The sequence below is a fragment of the Streptomyces sp. XH2 genome (assembly GCF_049725035.1).
Lineage (GTDB): Bacteria > Actinomycetota > Actinomycetes > Streptomycetales > Streptomycetaceae > Streptomyces > Streptomyces roseoverticillatus.
Genome location: NZ_JBMMMZ010000013.1, coordinates 250,911 through 271,923 on the forward strand (window position 1 = coordinate 250,911; position 21,013 = coordinate 271,923).

Below are 21,013 nucleotides of genomic sequence, written 5' to 3' on the forward strand. Positions count from 1 at the left end.
TGCACCACACTTCTGAGGAGAAGAACCCCATGGCGAAGATCGCCCTCTTCGGCGCCAACGGCACCATCGGCAGCCGCGTCCTGCGCGAGGCCCTGAACCGCGGCCACCAGGTCACGGCCGTCGTCCGCGACCCCAAGAAGCTCACCGAGACCCACGAGAACCTGACGGTCGTCACCGGCGACGTCCTCGACCCCAAGTCCGTCGAGGCCGTGGCCGCGGGCCAGGACGTCGTGGTCAGCGCGGTCGGCGGCGGCGACGGCCCCGGCCACATCGCGACCATCAAGCCCGCGGCCGAGTCGCTGGTGGCCGGCGTGCGCGCGCTCGGCGAGCAGGCCCCGCGCCTGATCACGGTCGGCGGCGCCGGCTCGCTGCGCACGCCGGACGGCAAGCAGGTCTGGGACGCGGAGGGGCTCCCCGAGTTCCTGCTGCAGATCATGCACGCGCACGGCGACGCCCTCGACTACTACCGCACGGTCACCGACGTGCGCTGGACCAACCTCAGCCCCGCCGGCCTCATCGAGCCGGGCGAGCGCACGGGTACGTACCGCACCGCCCTGGACGACCTCGTCGTGGACGGCAACGGCAAGTCCCGGATCTCCGCCGAGGACTACGCCGTGGCCCTCGTCGACGAGATCGAGGAGGCCAACCACATCGGCGAGCGCTTCACGGTCGGCGACTGACGCCCGCCCGGCTCCGGCTCCGGCCCCGGCTCCGGCCCCGCGGCCGGGGCCGGGGGAGGTTCCGGGGGCCGGGTCCCGGTGCGGGATCCACGAAAATCCGTCCGGAGAGGCCCTGGTGAGGGGCCCGGTGGGTAGGCTCGGCTGCTATGGAGCATGAGGTGTTCGTCCCGTTTCCCGTCGAGGCCGTGCGCCGGGTCCTCGCGGACCCGGCGCGGGTGGCCCGGTGCGTCCCCGGACTGCAGCAGGACAGCGCCGACGCCTCGGGCGAGGCCGTCGCCGGGCGGCTGCGGCTGCGCATAGGCGGCTCGACCATCACCTACCGCGGCCGGCTGCGCCTGACCGAGCGGGAGGGGGCGTACGAACTCTCCGGCGAGGGCACCGAGGTGCGGGGCACCGGCACGGTGACGCTGTCCCTGCGCGGGCTGCTGACGGAGGCGCCCGGCGGCGCGCGGCTCACCTGCGCCGGGACGGTGGCCACCGGCGGCCGGCTGGCGGAGTTCGACGAGAAGACCACGGAGGCCACCGCCCGCCGCCTGCTGGACCGTTTCGCCGCCGCACTGGTGGAGGAGCTGCGGGAGGACGCCGAGGAGGAGGCCGGGGACGGCCCCCGCCTGGAGGGCGGCAGCGTCTTCGACACGGCCGTCCCGCCCTCCTCCCTCGACCCGTCGGCCGACGACCTCGCGGACGACCTGGCCGACGACGACCTCGACGAGGACGACGTGGACGACGAGCCGCCGGCCGAGGCCGCGCACGCCCGCCGCACGATGATCGGCCGCAGCGCCGAGGAGGTCGACCACGCGCCGCCCCGCGGCCGCTACGCCCCCGTCCCGGCCCCCGAGGCCGGCTCGGCGACGGCGACCGCCCTGCGCTGGGCGGCGCCCGCCGCGGCCGTCGCGCTCGCGTCGGCGGTCGTGGTGGGACGCGTGCTGCGCCGCCGCCGCTGAGGGATGCCCGCGGCGGCGGCCCCATACCCATAGGGTCGTAACCGTGACGAATGACGTACGCACAGATGACGTGAGCGGCGGGCCCGTTGAGCCCGGACAGCCCGCACAGAACGACCGGCTGGTGCACCTCGCGGCCGGGGACGCCGAGCTCACCGTGGACCCCGGGCACGGCTGCCGCCTGACCAGCCTGCGCATCGGCGGGACCGAACTCCTGCGCCAGGGCGACAAGTACGGCTGCTTCCCCATGGTGCCCTGGTGCGGCCGCATCGAGCTCGGGCAGTTCCGCAACGGCGGCGAGCGGCACCAGATGCCCGTCAACCACCCGCCGCACGCCATCCACGGCACCGGCCGGGACACGGCGTGGCGCACGGTCCGGGCGGACGACTCCTCCGCCGCGTTCACCTACGAGCTCGGCGACCCGTGGCCGTACCCCGGCCGCGTCACCCAGCTGGTCGAACTGGCCCCGGACGCCCTCACGCTCACCATGGGCGTGGAGGCGGCGAGCGACTCCTTCCCGGCGCAGGCCGGCTGGCACCCCTGGTTCCTGCGGAACCTCGGCACCGGCGAGGACGTACGGCTCGGCTTCACGCCCGGCTGGCAGGAGGAGCGCGGTGACGACCACATCCCGACCGGCCGCCGCATCGACCCCCTGCCCGGCCCCTGGGACGACTGCTTCGGCATGCCCGACGGCGTCGACGTCACCCTGACCTGGCCCGGCGCCCTGGAGCTGAAGGTGGCCAGCCGCGCCGAGTGGGTCGTGATCTACGACGAGCAGGAAGCGGCCGTCTGCGTCGAGCCGCAGTCCGGCCCGCCCAACGGCCTGAACACCCTGCCCCGCCTCGTCACGCCGATCGACCCGCTGGAGATCTCCACGACGTGGACGTGGCGGACGCCGGCCTGAGCGCGCGGGCCCCGGCCCGGCGGACAGCGGTCTGACAGCGGCGCCGCCCCGGCGGGCGCTGGCCTAAGCTCATGGGCATGAGCACGCGTGACGCCCTGCTGCAGCAGATCAAGGACAAGGCCGTGGTCCACGGCAAGGTGACCCTCTCCTCCGGCAAGGAGGCCGACTACTACATCGACCTGCGCCGGATCACCCTGGACGCCGAGGCCGCGCCGCTGGTCGGCCAGGTCATGCTGGACGCCACGGCCGACCTGGACTTCGACGCCGTGGGCGGCCTGACCCTCGGCGCCGACCCCGTCGCCACGTCGATGCTGCACGCCGCCGCCGCGCGCGGCCGCAAGCTGGATGCCTTCGTCGTCCGCAAGGCGCAGAAGACCCACGGCATGCAGCGCCGCATCGAGGGTCCGGACATCAAGGGCCGCCGCGTCCTGGTCGTCGAGGACACCTCGACCACCGGCGGCTCCCCGCTGACCGCCGTCGAGGCGGCGCGCGAGGCGGGCGCGGAGGTCGTCGCGGTGGCGACGATCGTCGACCGCGGGGCCGCTTCCGCGATCGAGGGCAAGGGCCTGCGCTATGTCACGGGCTACTCGCTGGGGGACCTGGGTCTGTCCTGACCTGCTCTTTCGATGAGTGCGTCGCCGCAGGGGGCGTGGTTTCACGTGAAACCACGCCCCCTGCGCACACCTCGGCTCATATGAGCATGGCGGACCTCATGTGGAGTAATTCGGGGAGTCTGGGAGTATGGGGGCGACGATGACCGTCGCCCCCTAGGTCAGGGCCCCGTACCACTACGCCCGTACCCGCACATCACAAGGAGCGGACAGATGCCCATCGCAACCCCCGAGGTCTACAACGAGATGCTCGACCGGGCGAAGGCAGGCAAGTTCGCCTACCCGGCCATCAACGTCACCTCGACGCAGACCCTCCACGCTGCGCTGCGCGGCTTCGCCGAGGCGGAGAGCGACGGCATCATCCAGATCTCCACCGGTGGTGCGGAGTTCCTGGGCGGTCAGTACAGCAAGGACATGGTCTCGGGTGCGGTCGCGCTCGCCGAGTTCGCGCACGTCGTCGCCAAGAAGTACCCGGTGAACATCGCGCTGCACACCGACCACTGCCCGAAGGACAAGCTGGACGGCTACGTCCGCCCGCTGCTCGCGATCTCCCAGGAGCGCGTCGCCGCCGGTCAGAACCCGCTCTTCCAGTCCCACATGTGGGACGGCTCCGCCGAGAAGCTCGACGAGAACCTCGCCATCGCGAAGGAGCTCCTCGCCGAGGCCGTGAAGGCGAAGATCATCCTCGAGGTCGAGATCACCCCGACCGGCGGCGAGGAGGACGGCGTCTCCCACGAGATCAACGACGACCTCTACACCACCGTCTCGGACGTCGAGCGCACCGCCGAGGCGCTGGGCCTGGGCGAGAAGGGCCGCTACCTGCTGGCCGCCTCCTTCGGCAACGTCCACGGCGTCTACAAGCCGGGCAACGTCGTGCTCCGCCCCGAGCTCCTCCGCGACCTGCAGGACGGCATCGCCGCCAAGCACGGCAAGGCCGACCCGTTCGACTTCGTCTTCCACGGCGGCTCCGGCTCCACGGAGGAGGAGATCCGCACCGCGCTGGAGAACGGCGTCGTGAAGATGAACCTCGACACCGACACCCAGTACGCCTTCACCCGTCCGGTGGCGGCCCACATGTTCAAGAACTACGACGGCGTCCTGAAGGTCGACGGCGAGGTCGGCGACAAGAAGACCTACGACCCGCGCACCTGGGGCAAGCTGGCCGAGGCGAGCATGGCCGAGCGCGTCACCAAGGCGTGTGCGGACCTGCGCTCCACGGGCACGAAGCTGAAGTAGGCGCGAAGCCGAAGTAGGCGCGAAGCCGAAGTAAGGGCCGTACGGCTCAGGAAGGGGCCCGGTGCCGCGCGCGAGCGGCACCGGGCCCCTTCGCGTGGCCGCGCGCGCCCGGCCGGGGGATGATCGCGCCATGAGCGACTCCGCACCGGAACCCGCGCCCGGGCCCGGCCCCGAGCCGCCCCCGCCGGCGCGGGCAGCGGGAACGGAGCGGGCGCCCGCCGCCGGCGGGCCCGCGGTGCGCATGGGCACCGCCACGGGGCGCGCGGTGCTGCTGACCGCCGTGCTGGGCTCGGGCATGGCGATGCTCGACAGCACCGTCGTCAACGTCGCCCTGCCGCACATCGGCCGGGACCTCAACGCCGACCTGGCGGTCCTGCAGTGGACCGTCAACGCGTACATGCTCACCCTCGCGGGCCTGATCCTGCTGGGCGGCGCGCTCGGCGACCGCTACGGCCGGCTGCGGGTCTTCGTGATCGGCGTGGTGTGGTTCGCGCTCGCCTCGCTGCTGTGCGGGATCGCCCCGAACGCCGGGGTGCTCATCGCCGCCCGCGCCCTCCAGGGCATCGGCGGGGCCCTTCTCACGCCCGGCTCGCTCGCCCTCATCCAGGCCGTCTTCCGCGAGGAGGACCGGGCCGCCGCCGTCGGCGCCTGGTCCGGCCTGGGCGGGGTGGCCACGGCGGTCGGGCCGTTCGTGGGCGGCTGGCTGGTGGACGGCCCCGGCTGGCGCTGGGTGTTCCTGATCAACCTGCCGCTGGCGGCGGTGTGCGTCCCGGTGGCCCTGAAGTACGTACCGGAGACGCGCGACCCCGGCGCGGGAGGGCGGTTCGACGTCCTCGGCGCGGCCCTGGGCGCGCTCGCCCTGGGCGCCGTGACGTACGCCCTGATCGCCGCCCCCGACAAGGGCGTCTCGCCGTGGGTGATCGGCCCCGCCGTCGCGGGCGTCCTGCTGGGCATCGCCTTCTGCCGGGTGGAGGCCCGCAGACCCGCCCCGATGCTGCCGCTGCAGATCTTCTCCAACCGCCTGTTCTCGTCGATCAACGCGGTGACGGTGTGCGTCTACGCGGCCTTCAGCGGCTTCTTCTTCCTCTCGGTGCTGCAGCTGCAGGTCGTGGTGGGCTGGTCGGCCCTGGAGGCCGGCACGGCCCTGCTGCCCACGACGGTGCTGATGCTGCTGCTGTCGGCCCGCTCCGGGGAGATCGCCCAGCGGATCGGCCCGCGCCTGCCCCTCACGATCGGGCCGCTGCTGTGCGCCGCGGGCATGCTGCTGATGGTCCGCGTCGGCACCGGCGCCTCGTACTGGGCGGATGTGCTGCCCGCGCTCGTGGTCCTGGGCCTGGGCATGACGGCGCTGGTCGCCCCGCTCACCGCGACCGTCCTCGCCTCCGTGGACGTGGCCCGCGCCGGCCTGGCCAGCGGCATCAACAACGCGGCCGCCCGCGCCGCCGGCCTGGTCGCGGTGGCCGCGCTGCCGCTGCTGGTCGGCATGGGCCCGGACGCCTACCGCGACCCCGCGGCGTTCTCGCGGGCCTTCCGCAGCGCGATGTACTGGTGCGCGGGCTCCCTGGTGCTGGGGGCGGTCCTGGCCTGGTTCACGGTCGGGGTGACGTGCCTGCGCGCCCGCAAGCCCACGGGCGAGGAGCCCAGCCACCCGGAGACCACGTACCACTGCGGCATGGCGTCCCCGCCCCTGGACCCGGGCGACGCCTGAGCCCCCGCGCGCCGGGTACCCGCCCTGCCCGGAATTGCCGGGTCCGCCCTGCCGGGAATCGGTGACGGGCGGCTCCGGCACCTGCCCAGGCAGCGGGACGACAGGGCAAACTGGAGCTCATGTCCATTCACGAGAACCTGCTCGGGGGACCGCCCCCGACCCACCTGCCCGACGACCCGGAGCCGCGCGAGCTGCTCGCCTCCGGAGCGGCCCCCTCCGAGGTCGCCGCGAAGTACCCCGCCTCGTCGCTCGCCTGGGCCCAGCTCGCCGACGAGGCGTTCGAGGGCGGCCGGGTCGTCGAGTCCTACGCCTACGCCCGCACCGGCTACCACCGCGGCCTCGACGCGCTGCGCCGCAGCGGCTGGAAGGGCCACGGCCCGGTGCCCTTCGAGCACGAGCCGAACCGCGGCTTCCTGCGCGCCCTGCACGCCCTCGCGCGCGCCGCGCAGGCGATCGGCGAGCAGGAGGAGTACGAGCGCTGCACCGCCTTCCTGCGCGACAGCTCGCCCACGGCGGCCAGCACCCTGGGCTGACCTGTGGCGTACGGCCGGAACGCCCTGCCCCGCGCGGGGCGTTCCGGCTGTCCGGCGGGTTTTCCACAGCCCTTGCCGTGACCCTCGCCCGGCCCGCATGATCGCGGCATGGCCCGGCGATCCCGGGAGCGACGGCAGGGGAGACGACGTGACTTCTTCCGACCCACAGGCTTTTTCCGACGCACAGGCTTCCGCCGACTCGCAAGACGCGGCAGCCAACCTTCACTTCACCGGCACCACCCCGTACGAGGACTATGTGCGGGCCTCCGTGCTCAGCAGCCTCCAGGAGCCGCTCTCCGAGGATCCCGGGGAGATGTCCTTCCTCGTCACCACGCAGGTGATGGAGCTCTGGTTCAGAGTCATCGTGCACGAATGGGAGACCGCCGCGCGCGCCCTGCGCGAGGACGACCTGCCGGTGGCGATGGCCGCCCTCAAGCGGTCCACCTACGAGTTGCAGTCCCTCAACGCCAGCTGGGAGCCGCTGGCGCACCTCACCCCGGCCCAGTTCAACGCCTTCCGCTCCGCCCTGGGGGACGCGTCCGGCTTCCAGTCGGCCATGCACCGGCGGCTGGAGTTCCTCCTCGGCGACAAGTCCGCGGCCATGCTGGTGCCGCACCAGGGCGCGCCGCAGATCCACGCCGAGCTGGAGAAGGCGCTGTACGCACCGAGTCTGTACGACGAGGTGCTGCGCCATCTCGCGCGCCGCGGCCATGAGATACCCGCGGCCGTCCTCGGCCGTGACGTCTCCGAGCGGTACGCGGCGGACCCGGCGGTCGAGGCGGTCTGGGAGCGGATATACGCCGGGGACCAGGGCAGCGAGGAGTGCCGGCTGGGAGAGGCGCTGACGGAGGTCGCGGAGCTCGTCTGGCGCTGGCGCAACGACCACCTGGTGGCCACGCGCCGGGCCATGGGCGCGAAGGTGGGCACCGGCGGCTCGCCGGGGGTGGCCTGGCTGGAGAAGCGGGCCACGAAGAACGTGTTCCCCGAGCTGTGGACGGCGCGCAGCCGTGTCTGAGGCGGCCCTGGCCAAGGAGGCCGCGGCGCTCGACGCCACCGACGGACTGGCCGCCAAGCGCGCCGAGTTCGACCTGGACGACGGAGTCGTCTACCTCGACGGGAACTCCCTCGGGGCCCTGCCGCGGGGCGTCGCCGGACGGCTCTGCGAGGTCGTCGGGCACGAGTGGGGGCGGTTGCGCATCCGCTCCTGGGAGGAATCCGGCTGGTGGACGGCGCCGGAGCGCATCGGCGACCGCATCGGCGGCCTGATCGGGGCGGCCCCGGGCCAGGTCGTCGTGGGTGACTCCACGAGCGTCAACGTCTTCAAGGCGGTGGTGGCGGCGATTCGCCTGGCGGACACCGCATCCCGGGACGAAGTGCTCGTGGACGCCGCCACCTTCCCCACCGACGGCTACATCGCCCGCTCCGCCGCCCGCATGACCGGCTGCCGGATCCGCGCCGTCGCCGCGGCCGACATGGCCCGCGAAGCCGGACCCCGCACGGCCGTCGCCCTCGTCAACCACGTCGACTACCGCACGGGCCGCCTCCACGACCTCCCCGGTATCACCGCGGCCGTCCGCGCGGCCGGCGCCCGCACCGTGTGGGACGTGTGCCACAGTGCAGGCGCGCTCCCCGTCCACCTCGACGCCGACGGGGCGGACTTCGCGGTCGGCTGCACGTACAAGTACCTGAACGGCGGCCCCGGTGCGCCCGCCTTCCTCTACGTGCGCCGCGCCCTGCAGGACCGCTTCGACTCACCGCTCCCCGGCTGGAACTCCCACGCCGACCCCTTCGCCATGGACCCCGCCTATGCCCCCGCCGGCGGCGCGGTCCGCGGCCGCGTCGGCACCCCGGAGATCCTCTCCCTCCTCGCCCTCGACGCCGCGCTCGGCGTCTGGGACGGCGTGGACCTCGCGGCCGTCCGCGCCAAGAGCCTCGCCCTCACGGACTTCTTCCTGCGCTGTGCCGCCGCGTACGTGCCGGAAGGCCGCGTCGCGTCCGTGACGCCGGAGGCGCACGCGGAGCGGGGAAGCCAGATATCCCTGCGGTACGGCCCCGGGGCCGGTGAGGTCATGGCGGAGCTCGTCCGCCGCGGCGTCGTCGGGGACCACCGCCGCCCCGATGTCCTCCGGTTCGGTTTCACGCCGCTCTACACGCGCTTCGCGGACGCGGAACGGGCCGCGCGCGTGCTCGGCGAGGTCATCGGAGCGATGGAGGAGGGGCGGTGACGGCCGAGGAGGACGCCCTGTTCGGCCTGCCCTACGCGCCGCCCGACGCGACCGTGCCCTACGGCCCGCACCCCAGCCAGGTCGTCGACCTTCACTTCCCGGCCGGGCCGCCGGCCGGGATACGGGTGACGTTGCTGCACGGCGGGTTCTGGCGCGAGGCGTACGACCGCCGCCACCTCGCGCCCCTCGCGGCGGCACTGGCCGCGCGAGGCATCGAGGTGGCGCTGGCGGAGTACCGCCGCGTCGGCGCGGGCGGCGGCGGGGGCTGGCCGCAGACGTACGAGGACGCCGTCCGCGCCTCAGCGGTCCGCAGCAGCGGCCCGGCCGCCCGGCACGTGCTGGTGGGCCACTCGGCGGGCGGGCACCTCGCGCTGTGCGCGGCGAGCGGGACCGCCGGTGTGGACGCCGTGATCGCCGTGGCCCCCGTCGCCGACCTCGCCCGGGCGCGGCGGCTGGGGCTGAGCGGGGGAGCGGTGGAGGAGTTCCTGGGCGGCGGGCACCACCCGGAGGCGGATCCCGCCCTCCGCGGCCCCGCCCGCGTTCCGGTCACGATCCTCCACGGCTCAGCCGACCCGGACGTCCCCCTGGAGCTGTCCCGGTCCTACGCGGCGGCCGCGGGGAGCAACGTGACGCTGCGGGTCCTCCCGGGCGCCGGCCACTACGCCGCGGTCACGCCGGGCACGGCGGCGTACGAGGCCCTGCCGGCCGCGCTGGGACGCCCCTCGGCCTCCCCCTGTCCGTCTTAAGGAGGACGCCCGGAGATCCCCATTCATGGGGACGCCCCACGCATTCCGGTTGCCTACGGTTGATGGTGTGACCGACACCTATGAGACCGGCCGGCGCAACGAGCTGCGCATGGCGAAGAGCGCCCTCGCCAGGCTCCGCGAGGACCTCTTCACCGACGCCTTCGCGTTCCGGCCGCTGCTGCCGCTCCCCACCGAGCACGGGTGGGTGAGCCGGCTGCCGTCGCGCACCCGCCGGTACGCACGGTGGTTCCCGCACGCCCTCCTCACCCTGTTCTCGTGCTTCGTCATGCTGGAGACCCTCTCCCGCGTGGGCGGCATCTTCGGGCCCGGAGCCTCCCTGTTCATCGGGGCGACGCTGCTCATGACGATGTTCCGGCCGGTCGGCGCCTGGTGGCTGTCGCTCGCCGGGCTCCTGTTCTCGGGGGTGTTCCTCGGCGGTTACGGAGCGGTCGGCGACTCTCCGGCGAACTTCGCCACGCACCTGATCGTGGTGCTGCTGGTGGCCCTGCGCACCCGCACGCGCGTGGCGGTCGAGATGCTGGTGCTCACCGTCGCGTCCGCCGTCTTCCTGACGTTCTTCCTCCGGGCCCTCCGCCCGTACGGCTCGGCCTACCTGGACGGCGCGTTCTTCGAGATGCTCGTCCTGTTCACGGTCGTGATGGTCGCGGTGCTCTCCGTGCGCGGGCTGCGCGAGTCCAAGCAGCAGGTCGCCGTGCAGACGGCCGTCACCGAGGTCGAGCGCTCCCGCCGCACCGTGCTGGAGGAGCGCACGACCATCGCCCGGGAGCTGCACGACGTCGTCGCGCACCACATGTCGGTCGTCGCCATCCAGGCGGAGGCCGCCCCGTACCGCGTCCAGGACACCCCGCCCGAGCTCGCGGCCGCGTTCCTGACGATCCGGGAGAACGCCGTGGCGGCGCTGACGGAGCTGCGCAGGATCCTGGGCGTCGTGCGGTCGGAGAACCCCGACGCGTTCGCCGACCCGGAGGCCCCGCAGCCCACCCTGGAGGCCCTTCCCGCGCTGCTCGGCAACATCCGCTCGGCCGGGCTGGCCGTCGAGCACGTGACGACGGGCGCCGTGCGGCCGCTGCCGCAGGGCGTGGAGCTGTCGGCGTACCGGATCGTTCAGGAGGCGCTCAGCAACGTCCTGCGGCACGCGCCGGGCGCCGAGGCCCGCGTCGAGGTCAGCTACGTCCTGGGCGGGCTCGGCCTGCGGGTGGTCAACGGCGCGCCGAACCGGCTGGCGAAGCCCTCGCCCGGCGCCGGCCACGGCGTCCTCGGCATGCGCGAGCGCGTGGCGATGCTCGGCGGCGCGATGACGGCCGAGGCGACGGCGGACGGCGGCTACGAGGTCGCCGCGTTCCTCCCCGTGGAGCCGGGCGAGGCCGCCGCATGACCATTCGCGTGATGATCGTTGACGATCAGATGATGGTCCGCGAGGGCTTCTCCGTCCTGCTGAACGCCATGCCCGACATCGAGGTCGTGGGCGAGGCGGTCGACGGCAGGGAGGCTGTGGAAAAGGTCGCCGCTCTGCGCCCCGACGTCGTCCTGATGGACATCCGGATGCCCGTGCTCAACGGCCTGGAGGCCACCCGGGAGATCGTCGCCGCCGACGCGGACGCGAAGGTGCTGGTCCTGACGACCTTCGACCTGGACGAGTACGTCTACCAGGCGCTGCGGGCCGGAGCGAGCGGCTTCCTGCTCAAGGACGCCTCGGCGCGGCAGCTCGCGGACGGCGTGCGCGTGGTCGCCGCCGGCGAGGCGCTGCTGGCGCCGACGGTCACCAAGCGCCTCATCCAGGAGTTCTCCCGGCTGGGCGCGCCCAAGCCGCCCACGCAGGAGCGCGTCGGTGAGCTGACCGAGCGGGAGACGGAGGTGCTGGTGCTGGTCGCGCAGGGCCGCTCCAACTCGGAGATCGCCGCGCACCTCGTGGTCGCCGAGTCCACGGTCAAGACGCACGTCAGCCGCATCCTGGTGAAGCTCGGCCTGCGCGACCGGACGCAGGCGGCGGTCTTCGCGTACGAGGCGGGTCTCGTCACGCCCGGCGGCTGAGGGGCGGGGGTGCCTTGCGGCGGGCACGCGCCTACGCCGACTCGCCGCCGCAGTGGAAGAAAGCCCCCGCCGCAACGGCGGATCGCCCCCGTGGCGCGGGTCCGGTGGAATGACCGGCCACCGGGCCGTGCGCGGTCCGCCGCCCGGCTCACCGCCGCGGCAAGGAGAACCCGCCGCAACGGCGGCTCGCTCCCGTGGTGCGGGTCCGGCGGAATGACCGCCCACCACGGCACCCGCGTCCGAATGCCCCGCCGGGACGGCTACCGCGGCAGCGTGAGCCGCCACCCTCCCGGCACGGCCGTCCACGTGCGCCGTCGCACCGGCCCCGCGAGCACGTTGTCCGCGCGGTAGCGGAAGGCGGACCCGGAGACGGTGACGCGCCGGGCGCGCGAGCGCAGGGGGTGGCCGGCCTCGTGGGTGTGGACGGCGAGCTCCGCGAGGCCGCCGTCCGCGGCGGTCAGGGAGACGCGGGTGACCGGCCGGTCGAGGTCGGTGACCAGCTCTCCGTCGGCCTCGACCCGCAGCCGGGTGCAGCCCGGCACGGGAACGCGGCCCGCGGCCGCGGGACCGGTCAGCAGGGTGAGCGCGGAGCGGGCCGTGCGCGCGGCCGGGGACCACCACGGCTGGTGACCTTCGCCACTCCCGCCGCCGGGCACCCCTTCCGCGGTCGCGCAACCCGGGCCGGAGCCCGCACCGGCGGGATCCACGGCCTCCGCACCGCCCTCATCCGCCTCCGCGGACCCGTTCGGCCCAGCAGGCCCCGCCGGTCCCACCGGCGCGTCCGGCCCGCCGCCGGTCCCGTCGCCGCCGCCCGGGATCCACAGCCCGCCGAGGACCACACCGCCGCTGTCGTCCACAAGCAGGTCCAGAGGGCGCTCCATGCCGTCCAGGACGGCCCGGGCGGCCGCGACGGGCCCCAGGGGCACCCCCAGCGTCCGGGCCAGGGAGACGGCCGGCAGGGGCCCCACGGGCACGACGGACACCGGCACGTCCGCCAGCTCGCGGCGGCGGTGCAGGACGGTCACCACGTGCAGCAGGGCGCGGTCGTCGCCGATGACCACGGGCCGCCGCCGGCCGCGCCGGGCCAGGGCGCGCTCGACCTCCTCGGGCCCTTCCGGCAGACAGATCTTGGTCGCTGCGCCGCCGCGGAGCACGTCCCTCGCGATCCGTACGGACTCGCCGTCCACGCGGCGGGCGACCGGGTCGATGACCACGAGCAGAGCCTGCTCGCCAGGGTCTGGAGCCGACACCTCGGTCCTTCCTCAGGTGCTGTTTTTCCCGGGGCACGACCCCCGGACCCCCGGTCGCGACCCGGGGCCCTGGGTCTTTCTGTTCGTCCCCCGAGCGAAATATTCGGTAATCTCTCGGTGCAAGAGCCCCTGTCGCTGTTGCGCCAGGGGCTTCGTCTATCCGGGGCACCGGTTCGACGGCTCTAGCGGTGGTGTACGCCCTGAGCAAGCGGGGTGACACCACCACGCACGTTGGACATGCCCCGCCCGGAAGGGGTGTACGCCTGTGCCCGCACTTGTGCTGCTCGGTGCTCAGTGGGGTGACGAGGGCAAGGGAAAGGCCACCGACCTCCTCGGTGGATCCGTGGACTATGTGGTGCGCTACCAAGGTGGCAACAACGCCGGCCACACGGTGGTCGTCGGCGACCAGAAATACGCGCTGCACCTCCTCCCTTCCGGGATCCTCTCGCCGGGGTGCACCCCGGTCATCGGCAACGGTGTGGTCGTCGACCCGGCGGTCCTGCTCTCCGAGCTGAGCGGGCTGAACGAGCGCGGCGTCGACACGTCCAAGCTGCTGCTCAGCGGTAACGCTCACCTGATCACGCCGTACCACACGACGGTCGACAAGGTGACGGAACGCTTCCTCGGCAAGCGGAAGATCGGCACCACCGGCCGCGGCATCGGCCCGACCTACGCGGACAAGATCAACCGCGTGGGCATCCGCGTCCAGGACCTCTACGACGAGTCGATCCTGACGCAGAAGGTCGAGGCTGCCCTCGACTTCAAGAACCAGATCCTGGCGAAGCTCTACAACCGCCGCGCGATCGACGCCGCCCAGATCGTCGACGAGATGCTGGGCTACGCCGAGCAGATCAAGCCGTTCGTCGCGGACACCACGCTGATCCTGAACAACGCCATCGACGAGGGCAAGGTCGTCCTCTTCGAGGGCGGCCAGGGCACGCTGCTCGACGTCGACCACGGCACGTACCCCTTCGTCACCTCCTCGAACCCGACCGCGGGCGGTGCCTGCACGGGTACGGGCGTGGGCCCGACGAAGATCAACCGCGTGATCGGCATCCTCAAGGCCTACACCACGCGCGTCGGCGCCGGTCCGTTCCCGACCGAGCTGTTCGACAAGGACGGCGAGGCGCTGCGCACTATCGGCGGCGAGCGCGGTGTGACCACCGGCCGTGACCGCCGCTGCGGCTGGTTCGACGCGGTCATCGCCCGCTACGCCACCCGCGTCAACGGCCTGACGGACTTCTTCCTCACCAAGCTCGACGTGCTCACCGGCTGGGAGCAGATCCCGGTCTGCGTCGCGTACGAGATCGACGGCAAGCGGGTCGAGGAGCTGCCCTACAGCCAGAGCGACTTCCACCACGCGAAGCCGGTCTACGAGATGCTGCCGGGCTGGAGCGAGGACATCTCCAAGGCGAAGACCTTCTCGGACCTGCCGAAGAACGCGCAGGCGTACGTGAAGGCGCTGGAGGAGATGTCGGGCGCGCCGATCTCCGCGATCGGCGTGGGCCCTGGCCGCGACGAGACGATCGAGATCAACTCGTTCCTTTCGTAGGCGCGCGGCGCGCGGGCGCACCGCGCGCAGGCACGCTGCGGATGCACGGCGCCCCGGTGGCTTTCGGCCACCGGGGCGCCGTCGCGTTCAGGCGATCTTCGGGTATCAGCCGGTTTTCCGGTAGACCAGCGAGGCGTCTTTCGTGCCGGAGTCGACGAAGTCGCGCCGCATCCGGCCGTCCGGGAGCAGGACGAGGTCCGAGGCGGAGCCGGGCTGGCAGGCCGAGGCGGGGTTCGCGTGGGTGACCCGGGACGGGCCGAGGTGCAGCGGGGTGCCCGTGGTGCCGCCGCCGGTCGCCGTGGTCTGCCACTGGCAGGTGTACGGGGTGCCGTCGTCGAGGACGCCGCTCCCGTCGATCGTGACGGCGGCGTTCGTGCCCCGCGCGATGGTGATGGACCGGGTGTTGGAGCGGGTGCCGCCGCCGAAGCCGGACTGCCAGGTGCCGGCGAACGCCTGGGGCCCGGTGGTGTCACTGTCGCTGCCGGTGCTCGGGCTCGTGGCGGGCGCGGGCGTGGACCCGGTGGCCGGCGAGGAGGACGGGGCCGTCGTGCCGGGGGAGGCGGCCTGCGAGGAGGAGCTCGCCGGACCGGAAGCGTGGTCCTTCGCGCCGTTCTGCTTGAGCAGGAAGACCGTTCCTCCTCCCGCGATCAGCCCGGCGGCCACCACGGCGGCGAGGATGACCGGTGTCCGCGAACGGCGCGGCGCGGGAGGCCCGTAGGGCACGTAGCCGGTGACGTACGTGCTGCCCGAGTCGTGCGGGCCGGGGGCGTGGCCGTAGGGGCTCTGCTGCGGATATCCGTAAGGGGCCGGGGCAGGTGCGTGCGGCGGCAGGGGCTGCGCCGGCGGCGGTGTGCTTCCCGCGGTGACGGTCGGCGGGTCCTGCCGCACGGGCGGCAGCGGCTGCGGCTGCGCCGGGGGCAGGGGCGCCGCCGCCGGGGATATCGCCGTCGGCGCGTGCCCGTCACCCGCCGGAGCGGGGTCCGTTACGGGCTCCTCCACGTCGAGCAACTGGACGGCGTGCCGCCCGAGCTGGGCGACGAGGCCGGCCGGCAGCCAGGGCTCCGCGGAGCGCAGGTCGCCGAGCACCTCCTCGACGCCGGTGACCTCCAGGACCTGCGCGGGCGTCGGCCGTTCCTGCGGGTCCTTGGCGAGGAACGACGTGATGAGCGGGCGCAGTCCGGCCGGCACCCCGGTCAGGTCCGGCTGCTCCTCCGCGATCCGGTACATGAGGGCGTGCACGCCGCTGTCGGCCGTGCCGAACGGCATCCGGCCGGAGGCCGCGTAGGCCAGCACCGAGCCGAGGCAGAAGACGTCGCTGGCGGGTGTGACCGCGCCGCCGCGCACCTGCTCGGGCGACATGAAGCCGGGGGAGCCGACGGCCGCGCCGGTGCGGGTGAGTCCATCGCCGTCGGTGACGGTCTCCAGGGCGCGGGCGATGCCGAAGTCGATGACGCGCGGGCCGTCGAGGGTGACGAGCACGTTGGACGGCTTGAGGTCGCGGTGGACGATGCCCGCGGCGTGGACGGCCTGCAGGGCGCGCGCGAGCCCGGCGCCGAGGATGCGCACGGAGCGCTCGGGCAGCGGCCCGAAGTCCCGGTCGACGACCTGCCGCAGGGAGGGGCCGGCGATGTAGCCGGTGGCGACCCAGGGGACTTCGGCCTCGGTGTCCGCGTCGAGGACGGGCGCGGTCCACTCGCCGCCGACCTGACGGGCGCTGCGCACCTCCTGGCGGAAGCGCCGCCGGAACTCCTCCTGGCCGGCCAGCTCGCGGTGGACGAGCTTGACGGCCACCGTGCGGCCCCGGTCGGAGCGGGCCAGGAAGACGCGGCCCATGCCGCCGGCTCCGAGCCGCCCGAGCAGCCGGTACGCGCCGAGTGTGCGTGGATCGTCCGGCCTCAGACTGTCCATGGGTCAGGTCCTCCGTGTCCCCCGTGTTTTCCTTGCGGAGAATAGCGGGAGCACAAAGAACCGGGACCCCGCACTCGGAAAGTACGTGGCCCCGGTCCGGACCGCTGGTGATCCCGGCACGGGCCGGGAGCGGGTCAGGCGGGAATGATGTTCTCCGCCTGGGGGCCCTTCTGTCCCTGGGTGACGTCGAAGGTGACCTTCTGGCCCTCCTGAAGTTCCCGGAACCCCTGGGTAGCGATGTTGGAGTAGTGGGCGAAGACGTCGGCGCCGCCGCCGTCCTGGGCGATGAAGCCGAATCCCTTTTCGGAGTTGAACCACTTCACGATGCCGGTAGCCAAGATGATCTCCTCGATGGCGGCGGTGCCGGAATTCCGGGCACCTAAAAAGCGCAGCAGCCAAACAAGCAGCGCCTGAAGGTCGCAGACCTTCAGGCGCGCATATGACCGGGTCCATAACTGCAACGGAAAGTGACCGTAGCATGCGACTCGTCCCGTTCGCGGAATTTGTGAATTTCGCCGGTCGACGCGGCGTGCCGCGCGGCCCGGCAGTGTGTCGCCGGGCGCGGCAAGAGCCGTACACAGTGCCGGTGTCGGGCCGCTCCGGGCCTGCCTACGCTGGCCGTTGCCCGTCCCAGAGCCCAGCCCGAGCACCAGGGAGCCGACCGTGAGCACCCCGCACCCCGCCGCCGACCCCGCCGCCGGCGCCGCCGTCAAGGCCACCGACCGAGCACACGTCTTCCACTCCTGGTCCGCGCAGGGCCTCATCGACCCGCTGGCCGTCGCGGGCGCCGAGGGCTCCTGGTTCTGGGACTACGACGGCAACCGCTACCTCGACTTCTCCTCCCAGCTCGTCAACACCAACATCGGCCACCAGCACCCCAAGGTCGTCGCCGCGATCCAGGAGCAGGCGGCGCGGCTGTGCACGATCGCGCCGGGCTTCGCGGTGGACGTGCGCTCCGAGGCCGCGCGGCTGATCGCCGAGCGCACCCCCGGCGACCTCGACAAGATCTTCTTCACCAACGGCGGTGCGGAGGCGGTCGAGAACGCGGTGCGGATGGCCCGCCTGCACACGGGCCGGCCCAAGGTCCTGAGCGCCTACCGCTCGTACCACGGCGCGACCGCCGCGGCCATCAACCTCACCGGCGACCCGCGCCGCTGGCCCTCCGACACCGCCTCCGCGGGCGTGGTGCACTTCTGGGCGCCGTTCCTCTACCGCTCGCCCTTCCACTCGGACGGCGAACAGCAGGAGTGCGAGCGGGCGCTGCGGCACCTGGAGGACACGATCGCCTTCGAGGGCCCGGCCACGATCGCCGCGATCGTCCTGGAGACGGTCCCCGGCACGGCCGGGATCATGGTGCCGCCGCCCGGCTACCTGCCCGGCGTGCGGGAGATCTGCGACCGGCACGGCATCGTGTTCGTCCTCGACGAGGTCATGGCGGGCTTCGGCCGTACGGGCCGCTGGTTCGCCGCCGACCACTTCGGCGTCGTCCCCGACCTGCTGACCTTCGCCAAGGGCGTCAACTCCGGCTACGTGCCGCTCGGCGGCGTCGCGCTCTCCGCGGAGATCGCCGCCCCCATCGACCAACGTCCCAACCCCCGCGGGCTCACCTACTCCGGGCACCCCCTGGCCTGCGCCTCCGCCGTGGCGACGATCAACGCCATGGCCGAGGAGGGCATCGTGGAGAACGCCGCCCGGATCGGCGAGCAGGTCCTCGGCCCCGGCCTGCGCGAGCTCGCCGAGCGGCACCCGAGCGTCGGCGAGGTGCGCGGCCTGGGCGCCTTCTGGGCCGTGGAGCTGGTCCGCGACCGGGCCACGCGCGAGCCGCTGGTGCCCTACGCGGCGGCGGGCGAGGCGATGACGGCGTTCACCGCCGCCTGCAAGCAGAACGGCCTGTGGCCGTTCGTGAACATGAACCGCACCCACGTGGTGCCGCCGTGCACGATCACGGAGGAAGAGGCCAAGGAGGGCCTGGTGATCCTCGACGCGGCCCTGGCGGTGGCCGACGCGTACACCGTGTGACGCCACCCACTCCCCCCGCCGCGGCCGGGGGCACCTCCCGGCGGTAGCCGGGGGAGCAACCGCCGCAAAGGTGACCGGCGGCGCCGAACCACCCGAGCCCACTCGTAAGGGCGCAACCCCGCATGGGGTACCGTGCCCCGTTCCTGTGCGCACGGCCATATTGCCCAAGACGGCCCTCGCATATCGTTTGCGAGGGCCGCCCGCAGAATGGCGCGCGGCTGGGGAAGGGGAGACGGAGACAGATGCCGGGCAGCGAGGCTGTCAGACGCACGACGCTGCGCGAGCAGATCGCCGATGCCTTGCGCGACGAGGTCATAGCGGGGCGGCTCCCCGCGGGCCGCCCGTTCACGGTCAAGGAGATCGCCGAGCAGTACGGCGTCTCGGCCACACCCGTGCGCGAGGCGCTGCTCGACCTGTGCGCGCAAGGTCTGCTCGACGTGGAGATGCACAAGGGCTACCGCGTGCGCGAATTCACGTACGCCGACTTCCGGGACATGGTCGAGGCCCGCTCGCTGATCGTCGAGGGCATCTTCCGCCGCTCCCCGGACCGCGCGCTGCGCAGCGTCACCCCGGCCGCGCTGGCCTCCGTCCGGCGCCGGGCCGAGGAGGCCGCGCGGGCCGCCGCCGCGGGCGACCTGGACATCCTCATCGGCTACGACCTCCGCTTCTGGCGCGAGCTCGCCGCGATCGTGGGCAACCCGTACATATCCGACTTCCTCAATACGGTCCGGGTGCAGGGCTGGGTCTTCACCGTCCCGCTGCTGCGCCGCATGCCCACCCTCCGGGGCCGCCTGTGGGACGGCCACAGCGAACTCGTCGAGGCCGTGGCCCAGCAGAACGCGGCCGAGACGGAGCGGATCATCACCGCGTACAACCAGCACTCCCTGGCGCTGATCGAGGCCTCCCGCCCGGTATGACAACCGGCCCGGCGGCACTACTCTGGCCCGACCATCGCATCACGTTGTGTCGTCGCGAACGAGAGCGAGTTCACGTGGCCTGTGACCTCTGGCTGGTCCCCCTCGTCGACGTGCTGTGTCACAGCCCCGACAACCCCTTCGCCGAGGAGATCGCCGCGTACGACAAGGCGCTCGGCGAGGCCGGGCTGCCGCCCGTGCCGGTCTTCGGGTACATGCCGGGGCTCTCCGGCGACGTGGCGCCCGTCGCGGGCTTCGACTACGACGCGCTGCACTTCCTGCGCCGCGCCCACATGCTCAACCTGTGCGGCCTCGCCGTCACCCCCGTGGACGAACTGGGCGGGGACTACGAGCAGTTGCTGGAGATGTTCGAGACCACGGCGCAGCAGTCCCACCTGGTGTGGCACTACGACCACGCCGGCGCGTACGTCCCGGTGGACTTCGCGCACCCGCTGACCAATGACGAACTCCTGGAGGGTGGCGGCCCCTTGGGGTCCAGCCAGGGCCTGCTGCGCGAACTGCACGCGGTGGCACCGGTGCTGGGCATAGATCCCGACAACCCTCCCGCCGCGCCCGCCGCTCCGGAGCGGCCCACGGGGCTGGAGGAGCGGGCCGCGCCCGGGCCGGAGGACGACAGCCCCTTCGCGCGGGAGCGGCACGTCTGGCTGGGGCTGCACGCCGCGGCGACGCGCAGTCTGGGCCAGGGGTCGATGATCGTCTTCAGCTGAGGGCGCCTGCGCCGTCCGTCCGGCGCCGTCCGTGCTGCTCGTCCGGGCGGACCGGGGCGGACCGGGAAGGACCGGCGCGGGGACTCCGTCAGCGCGGGGACTCCGGCGGACGCTGCCGCGGCATGTTCGGCCGGGTGCCGGGGGGCAGCGGGAAGCGCGGCAGCGGGCCGCCGCCCTCCCCCCGGGGGCCCCACGACACCAGCGACTGCGTGAGCAGCGGCGTCGGCCCCGCGCGGAACTCCACCATCCAGTCGGCCGTCTCCGCCCGGACGAGCTCGGAGACGTCCTCGGAGAAGCGGCGCAGGACGCTCAGGCAGCGCTCGGCCGCCTCGCTGGCCGTGCCCTCCGTCGGGCCGAGCACCTCGCGGACGCACTCCGACGCCCAGTCGAACTGCAGCGCCTCCAGCCGCCGCTGCACGGCCTGCGCCGTGGCGACGGCCCGCATCCACCCGGACGTCAGGCCGAAGTAGCGGTCGCAGGCGACGCAGGCGACCGACCCGAGCAGCACCAGGAACCCCCACGCGCAGCCGGTGCGGACGACGTTCGTCAGCTGCAGCAGCGGCAGGGCCGAGCCCACCACCGCGCAGGCCGCGGCGCCGATGCGCAGCGCGCGCGCCCACCTGCGTTTCCAGGCGCGGTCCGCCAGATACCAGTCGACCAGATACAGCGCGCCGTTCTCCACCCAGCGGTACAGCTCATCGAGACGCTCCGCGGGTTCCCCCCAGTCGCCGAGCGGGAAGGTGCGGCCGCGCAAATCGCCGCGGTGCCTCCCACTCTGCTCGCGGGGGAGCCCCTCGGGCTGCATCTCCGGCTGGCTCACCCGTGCACTCCCTCTGCCGCATGCGGATCGCGAGCCACCTTCCTACCGCCGAACGGTCGGTCTTGGGGACAAGATCGCTGCTTTTCCGCCCGTAAGCGCTGAGGAATCCGGTATAAGCCGCGGATCGACATCACCCGAACGAGTGGGTCACGGGGGCGGGGGTACGGTCGCGCTGTTGCCGCAGGC

At 73.3% G+C, this 21,013-nt stretch carries 20 protein-coding genes; 16 read left to right on the forward strand and 4 right to left on the reverse strand.

Annotation, left to right across the window (positions count from 1 at the left end; genetic code table 11):
• Positions 1 to 29: 29 nt before the first annotated feature.
• The 12 genes from ACOTKD_RS26730 (at position 30) to ACOTKD_RS26785 (ending at position 11,636) form a co-directional block, all read left to right on the forward strand.
• Positions 30 to 680 carry an NAD(P)-dependent oxidoreductase gene (locus ACOTKD_RS26730; RefSeq protein WP_424891529.1) on the forward strand — a complete coding sequence of 217 codons (651 nt, stop codon included), beginning with the start codon at positions 30 to 32 and terminating at the stop codon, positions 678 to 680.
• Between the two features lie 146 nt (positions 681 to 826).
• The gene (locus tag ACOTKD_RS26735; RefSeq protein WP_302862171.1) at positions 827 to 1,624 is read left to right on the forward strand and encodes an SRPBCC domain-containing protein; all 798 of its coding nucleotides are present in this window, start codon (positions 827 to 829) and stop codon (positions 1,622 to 1,624) included.
• A 121-nt stretch (positions 1,625 to 1,745) separates the two neighbouring features.
• Positions 1,746 to 2,525 (forward strand): aldose 1-epimerase, encoded by a 780-nt coding sequence (locus tag ACOTKD_RS26740; RefSeq protein WP_424891594.1) that lies wholly within the window; start codon positions 1,746 to 1,748, stop codon positions 2,523 to 2,525.
• Between the two features lie 71 nt (positions 2,526 to 2,596).
• Positions 2,597 to 3,139, forward strand: a complete 543-nt coding sequence (pyrE, locus tag ACOTKD_RS26745) for an orotate phosphoribosyltransferase (protein ID WP_424891530.1) — start codon at positions 2,597 to 2,599, stop codon at positions 3,137 to 3,139.
• A 210-nt stretch (positions 3,140 to 3,349) separates the two neighbouring features.
• Entirely contained in the window at positions 3,350 to 4,372 is a 1,023-nt protein-coding gene (gene fbaA, locus ACOTKD_RS26750) for a class II fructose-bisphosphate aldolase (RefSeq protein WP_058047511.1), read from the forward strand.
• A gap of 241 nt (positions 4,373 to 4,613) precedes the next feature.
• Positions 4,614 to 6,080, forward strand: coding sequence for an MFS transporter (locus ACOTKD_RS26755; RefSeq protein ID WP_424891595.1), 1,467 nt, complete (start codon positions 4,614 to 4,616; stop codon positions 6,078 to 6,080).
• Positions 6,081 to 6,199: 119 nt separating this feature from the next.
• The gene (locus ACOTKD_RS26760) at positions 6,200 to 6,613 is read left to right on the forward strand and encodes a DUF3151 domain-containing protein (protein WP_424891531.1); all 414 of its coding nucleotides are present in this window, start codon (positions 6,200 to 6,202) and stop codon (positions 6,611 to 6,613) included.
• 97 nt (positions 6,614 to 6,710) lie between these two features.
• On the forward strand, positions 6,711 to 7,628 hold the full coding sequence (locus tag ACOTKD_RS26765) for a tryptophan 2,3-dioxygenase family protein (protein WP_424891532.1): 918 nt from the start codon (positions 6,711 to 6,713) through the stop codon (positions 7,626 to 7,628).
• The gene (gene kynU / locus ACOTKD_RS26770; RefSeq protein ID WP_424891533.1) at positions 7,621 to 8,838 is read left to right on the forward strand and encodes a kynureninase; all 1,218 of its coding nucleotides are present in this window, start codon (positions 7,621 to 7,623) and stop codon (positions 8,836 to 8,838) included. Before ACOTKD_RS26765 ends, kynU begins: the two co-directional genes overlap by 8 nt.
• Complete coding sequence (locus tag ACOTKD_RS26775) at positions 8,835 to 9,584, forward strand: alpha/beta hydrolase (protein ID WP_424891534.1); 750 nt, start codon at positions 8,835 to 8,837, stop codon at positions 9,582 to 9,584. Before kynU ends, ACOTKD_RS26775 begins: the two co-directional genes overlap by 4 nt.
• Before the next feature lie 109 nt (positions 9,585 to 9,693).
• Entirely contained in the window at positions 9,694 to 10,980 is a 1,287-nt protein-coding gene (locus tag ACOTKD_RS26780) for a sensor histidine kinase (protein WP_424891596.1), read from the forward strand.
• Positions 10,977 to 11,636: a response regulator gene (locus tag ACOTKD_RS26785; RefSeq protein WP_424891535.1), complete on the forward strand. Its 660-nt coding sequence runs from the start codon at positions 10,977 to 10,979 to the stop codon at positions 11,634 to 11,636. The genes ACOTKD_RS26780 and ACOTKD_RS26785 overlap by 4 nt, the downstream gene beginning before the upstream one ends.
• 260 nt (positions 11,637 to 11,896) lie before the next feature.
• Here ACOTKD_RS26785 and ACOTKD_RS26790 read toward each other — a convergent pair whose 3' ends face one another.
• Positions 11,897 to 12,886 carry a hypothetical protein gene (locus ACOTKD_RS26790; protein WP_424891536.1) on the reverse strand — a complete coding sequence of 330 codons (990 nt, stop codon included), beginning with the start codon at positions 12,884 to 12,886 and terminating at the stop codon, positions 11,897 to 11,899.
• A 265-nt stretch (positions 12,887 to 13,151) separates the two neighbouring features.
• Between ACOTKD_RS26790 and ACOTKD_RS26795 the strand changes: the two genes are divergently transcribed.
• The gene (locus tag ACOTKD_RS26795) at positions 13,152 to 14,438 is read left to right on the forward strand and encodes an adenylosuccinate synthase (RefSeq protein ID WP_424891537.1); all 1,287 of its coding nucleotides are present in this window, start codon (positions 13,152 to 13,154) and stop codon (positions 14,436 to 14,438) included.
• Positions 14,439 to 14,543: 105 nt separating this feature from the next.
• Here the strand turns inward: ACOTKD_RS26795 and ACOTKD_RS26800 are convergent, their stop codons facing one another.
• Together ACOTKD_RS26800 and ACOTKD_RS26805 are read right to left on the reverse strand one after the other, a co-directional pair.
• Positions 14,544 to 16,346, reverse strand: a complete 1,803-nt coding sequence (locus ACOTKD_RS26800; protein ID WP_424891538.1) for a serine/threonine-protein kinase — start codon at positions 16,344 to 16,346, stop codon at positions 14,544 to 14,546.
• Positions 16,347 to 16,480: 134 nt separating this feature from the next.
• The gene (locus tag ACOTKD_RS26805) at positions 16,481 to 16,684 is read right to left on the reverse strand and encodes a cold-shock protein (RefSeq protein WP_030367030.1); all 204 of its coding nucleotides are present in this window, start codon (positions 16,682 to 16,684) and stop codon (positions 16,481 to 16,483) included.
• Positions 16,685 to 17,009: 325 nt separating this feature from the next.
• Between ACOTKD_RS26805 and ACOTKD_RS26810 the strand changes: the two genes are divergently transcribed.
• From ACOTKD_RS26810 to ACOTKD_RS26820, 3 genes are all read left to right on the forward strand, one after another.
• Complete coding sequence (locus ACOTKD_RS26810) at positions 17,010 to 18,365, forward strand: aspartate aminotransferase family protein (protein ID WP_424891539.1); 1,356 nt, start codon at positions 17,010 to 17,012, stop codon at positions 18,363 to 18,365.
• Between the two features lie 242 nt (positions 18,366 to 18,607).
• Positions 18,608 to 19,282: a GntR family transcriptional regulator gene (locus ACOTKD_RS26815; protein WP_424891540.1), complete on the forward strand. Its 675-nt coding sequence runs from the start codon at positions 18,608 to 18,610 to the stop codon at positions 19,280 to 19,282.
• A 74-nt stretch (positions 19,283 to 19,356) separates the two neighbouring features.
• On the forward strand, positions 19,357 to 20,007 hold the full coding sequence (locus tag ACOTKD_RS26820) for a hypothetical protein (RefSeq protein WP_235481141.1): 651 nt from the start codon (positions 19,357 to 19,359) through the stop codon (positions 20,005 to 20,007).
• Positions 20,008 to 20,095: 88 nt separating this feature from the next.
• Here ACOTKD_RS26820 and ACOTKD_RS26825 read toward each other — a convergent pair whose 3' ends face one another.
• On the reverse strand, positions 20,096 to 20,827 hold the full coding sequence (locus ACOTKD_RS26825; protein ID WP_030367034.1) for an SLATT domain-containing protein: 732 nt from the start codon (positions 20,825 to 20,827) through the stop codon (positions 20,096 to 20,098).
• Positions 20,828 to 21,013: the final 186 nt, after the last annotated feature.

Coding starts and splice junctions, on each gene's coding strand:
- ACOTKD_RS26730 (WP_424891529.1), top strand. CDS start 30: ATGGCGAAGATCGCCCTCTTCGGCGCCAACGGCACCATCGGCAGCCGC.
- ACOTKD_RS26735 (WP_302862171.1), top strand. CDS start 827: ATGGAGCATGAGGTGTTCGTCCCGTTTCCCGTCGAGGCCGTGCGCCGG.
- pyrE (WP_424891530.1), top strand. CDS start 2,597: ATGGGCATGAGCACGCGTGACGCCCTGCTGCAGCAGATCAAGGACAAG.
- fbaA (WP_058047511.1), top strand. CDS start 3,350: ATGCCCATCGCAACCCCCGAGGTCTACAACGAGATGCTCGACCGGGCG.
- ACOTKD_RS26755 (WP_424891595.1), top strand. CDS start 4,614: ATGGGCACCGCCACGGGGCGCGCGGTGCTGCTGACCGCCGTGCTGGGC.
- ACOTKD_RS26760 (WP_424891531.1), top strand. CDS start 6,200: ATGTCCATTCACGAGAACCTGCTCGGGGGACCGCCCCCGACCCACCTG.
- ACOTKD_RS26765 (WP_424891532.1), top strand. CDS start 6,711: ATGATCGCGGCATGGCCCGGCGATCCCGGGAGCGACGGCAGGGGAGAC.
- ACOTKD_RS26780 (WP_424891596.1), top strand. CDS start 9,694: ATGGCGAAGAGCGCCCTCGCCAGGCTCCGCGAGGACCTCTTCACCGAC.
- ACOTKD_RS26785 (WP_424891535.1), top strand. CDS start 10,977: ATGACCATTCGCGTGATGATCGTTGACGATCAGATGATGGTCCGCGAG.
- ACOTKD_RS26800 (WP_424891538.1), bottom strand. CDS start 16,346: ATGGACAGTCTGAGGCCGGACGATCCACGCACACTCGGCGCGTACCGG.
- ACOTKD_RS26815 (WP_424891540.1), top strand. CDS start 18,608: ATGCCGGGCAGCGAGGCTGTCAGACGCACGACGCTGCGCGAGCAGATC.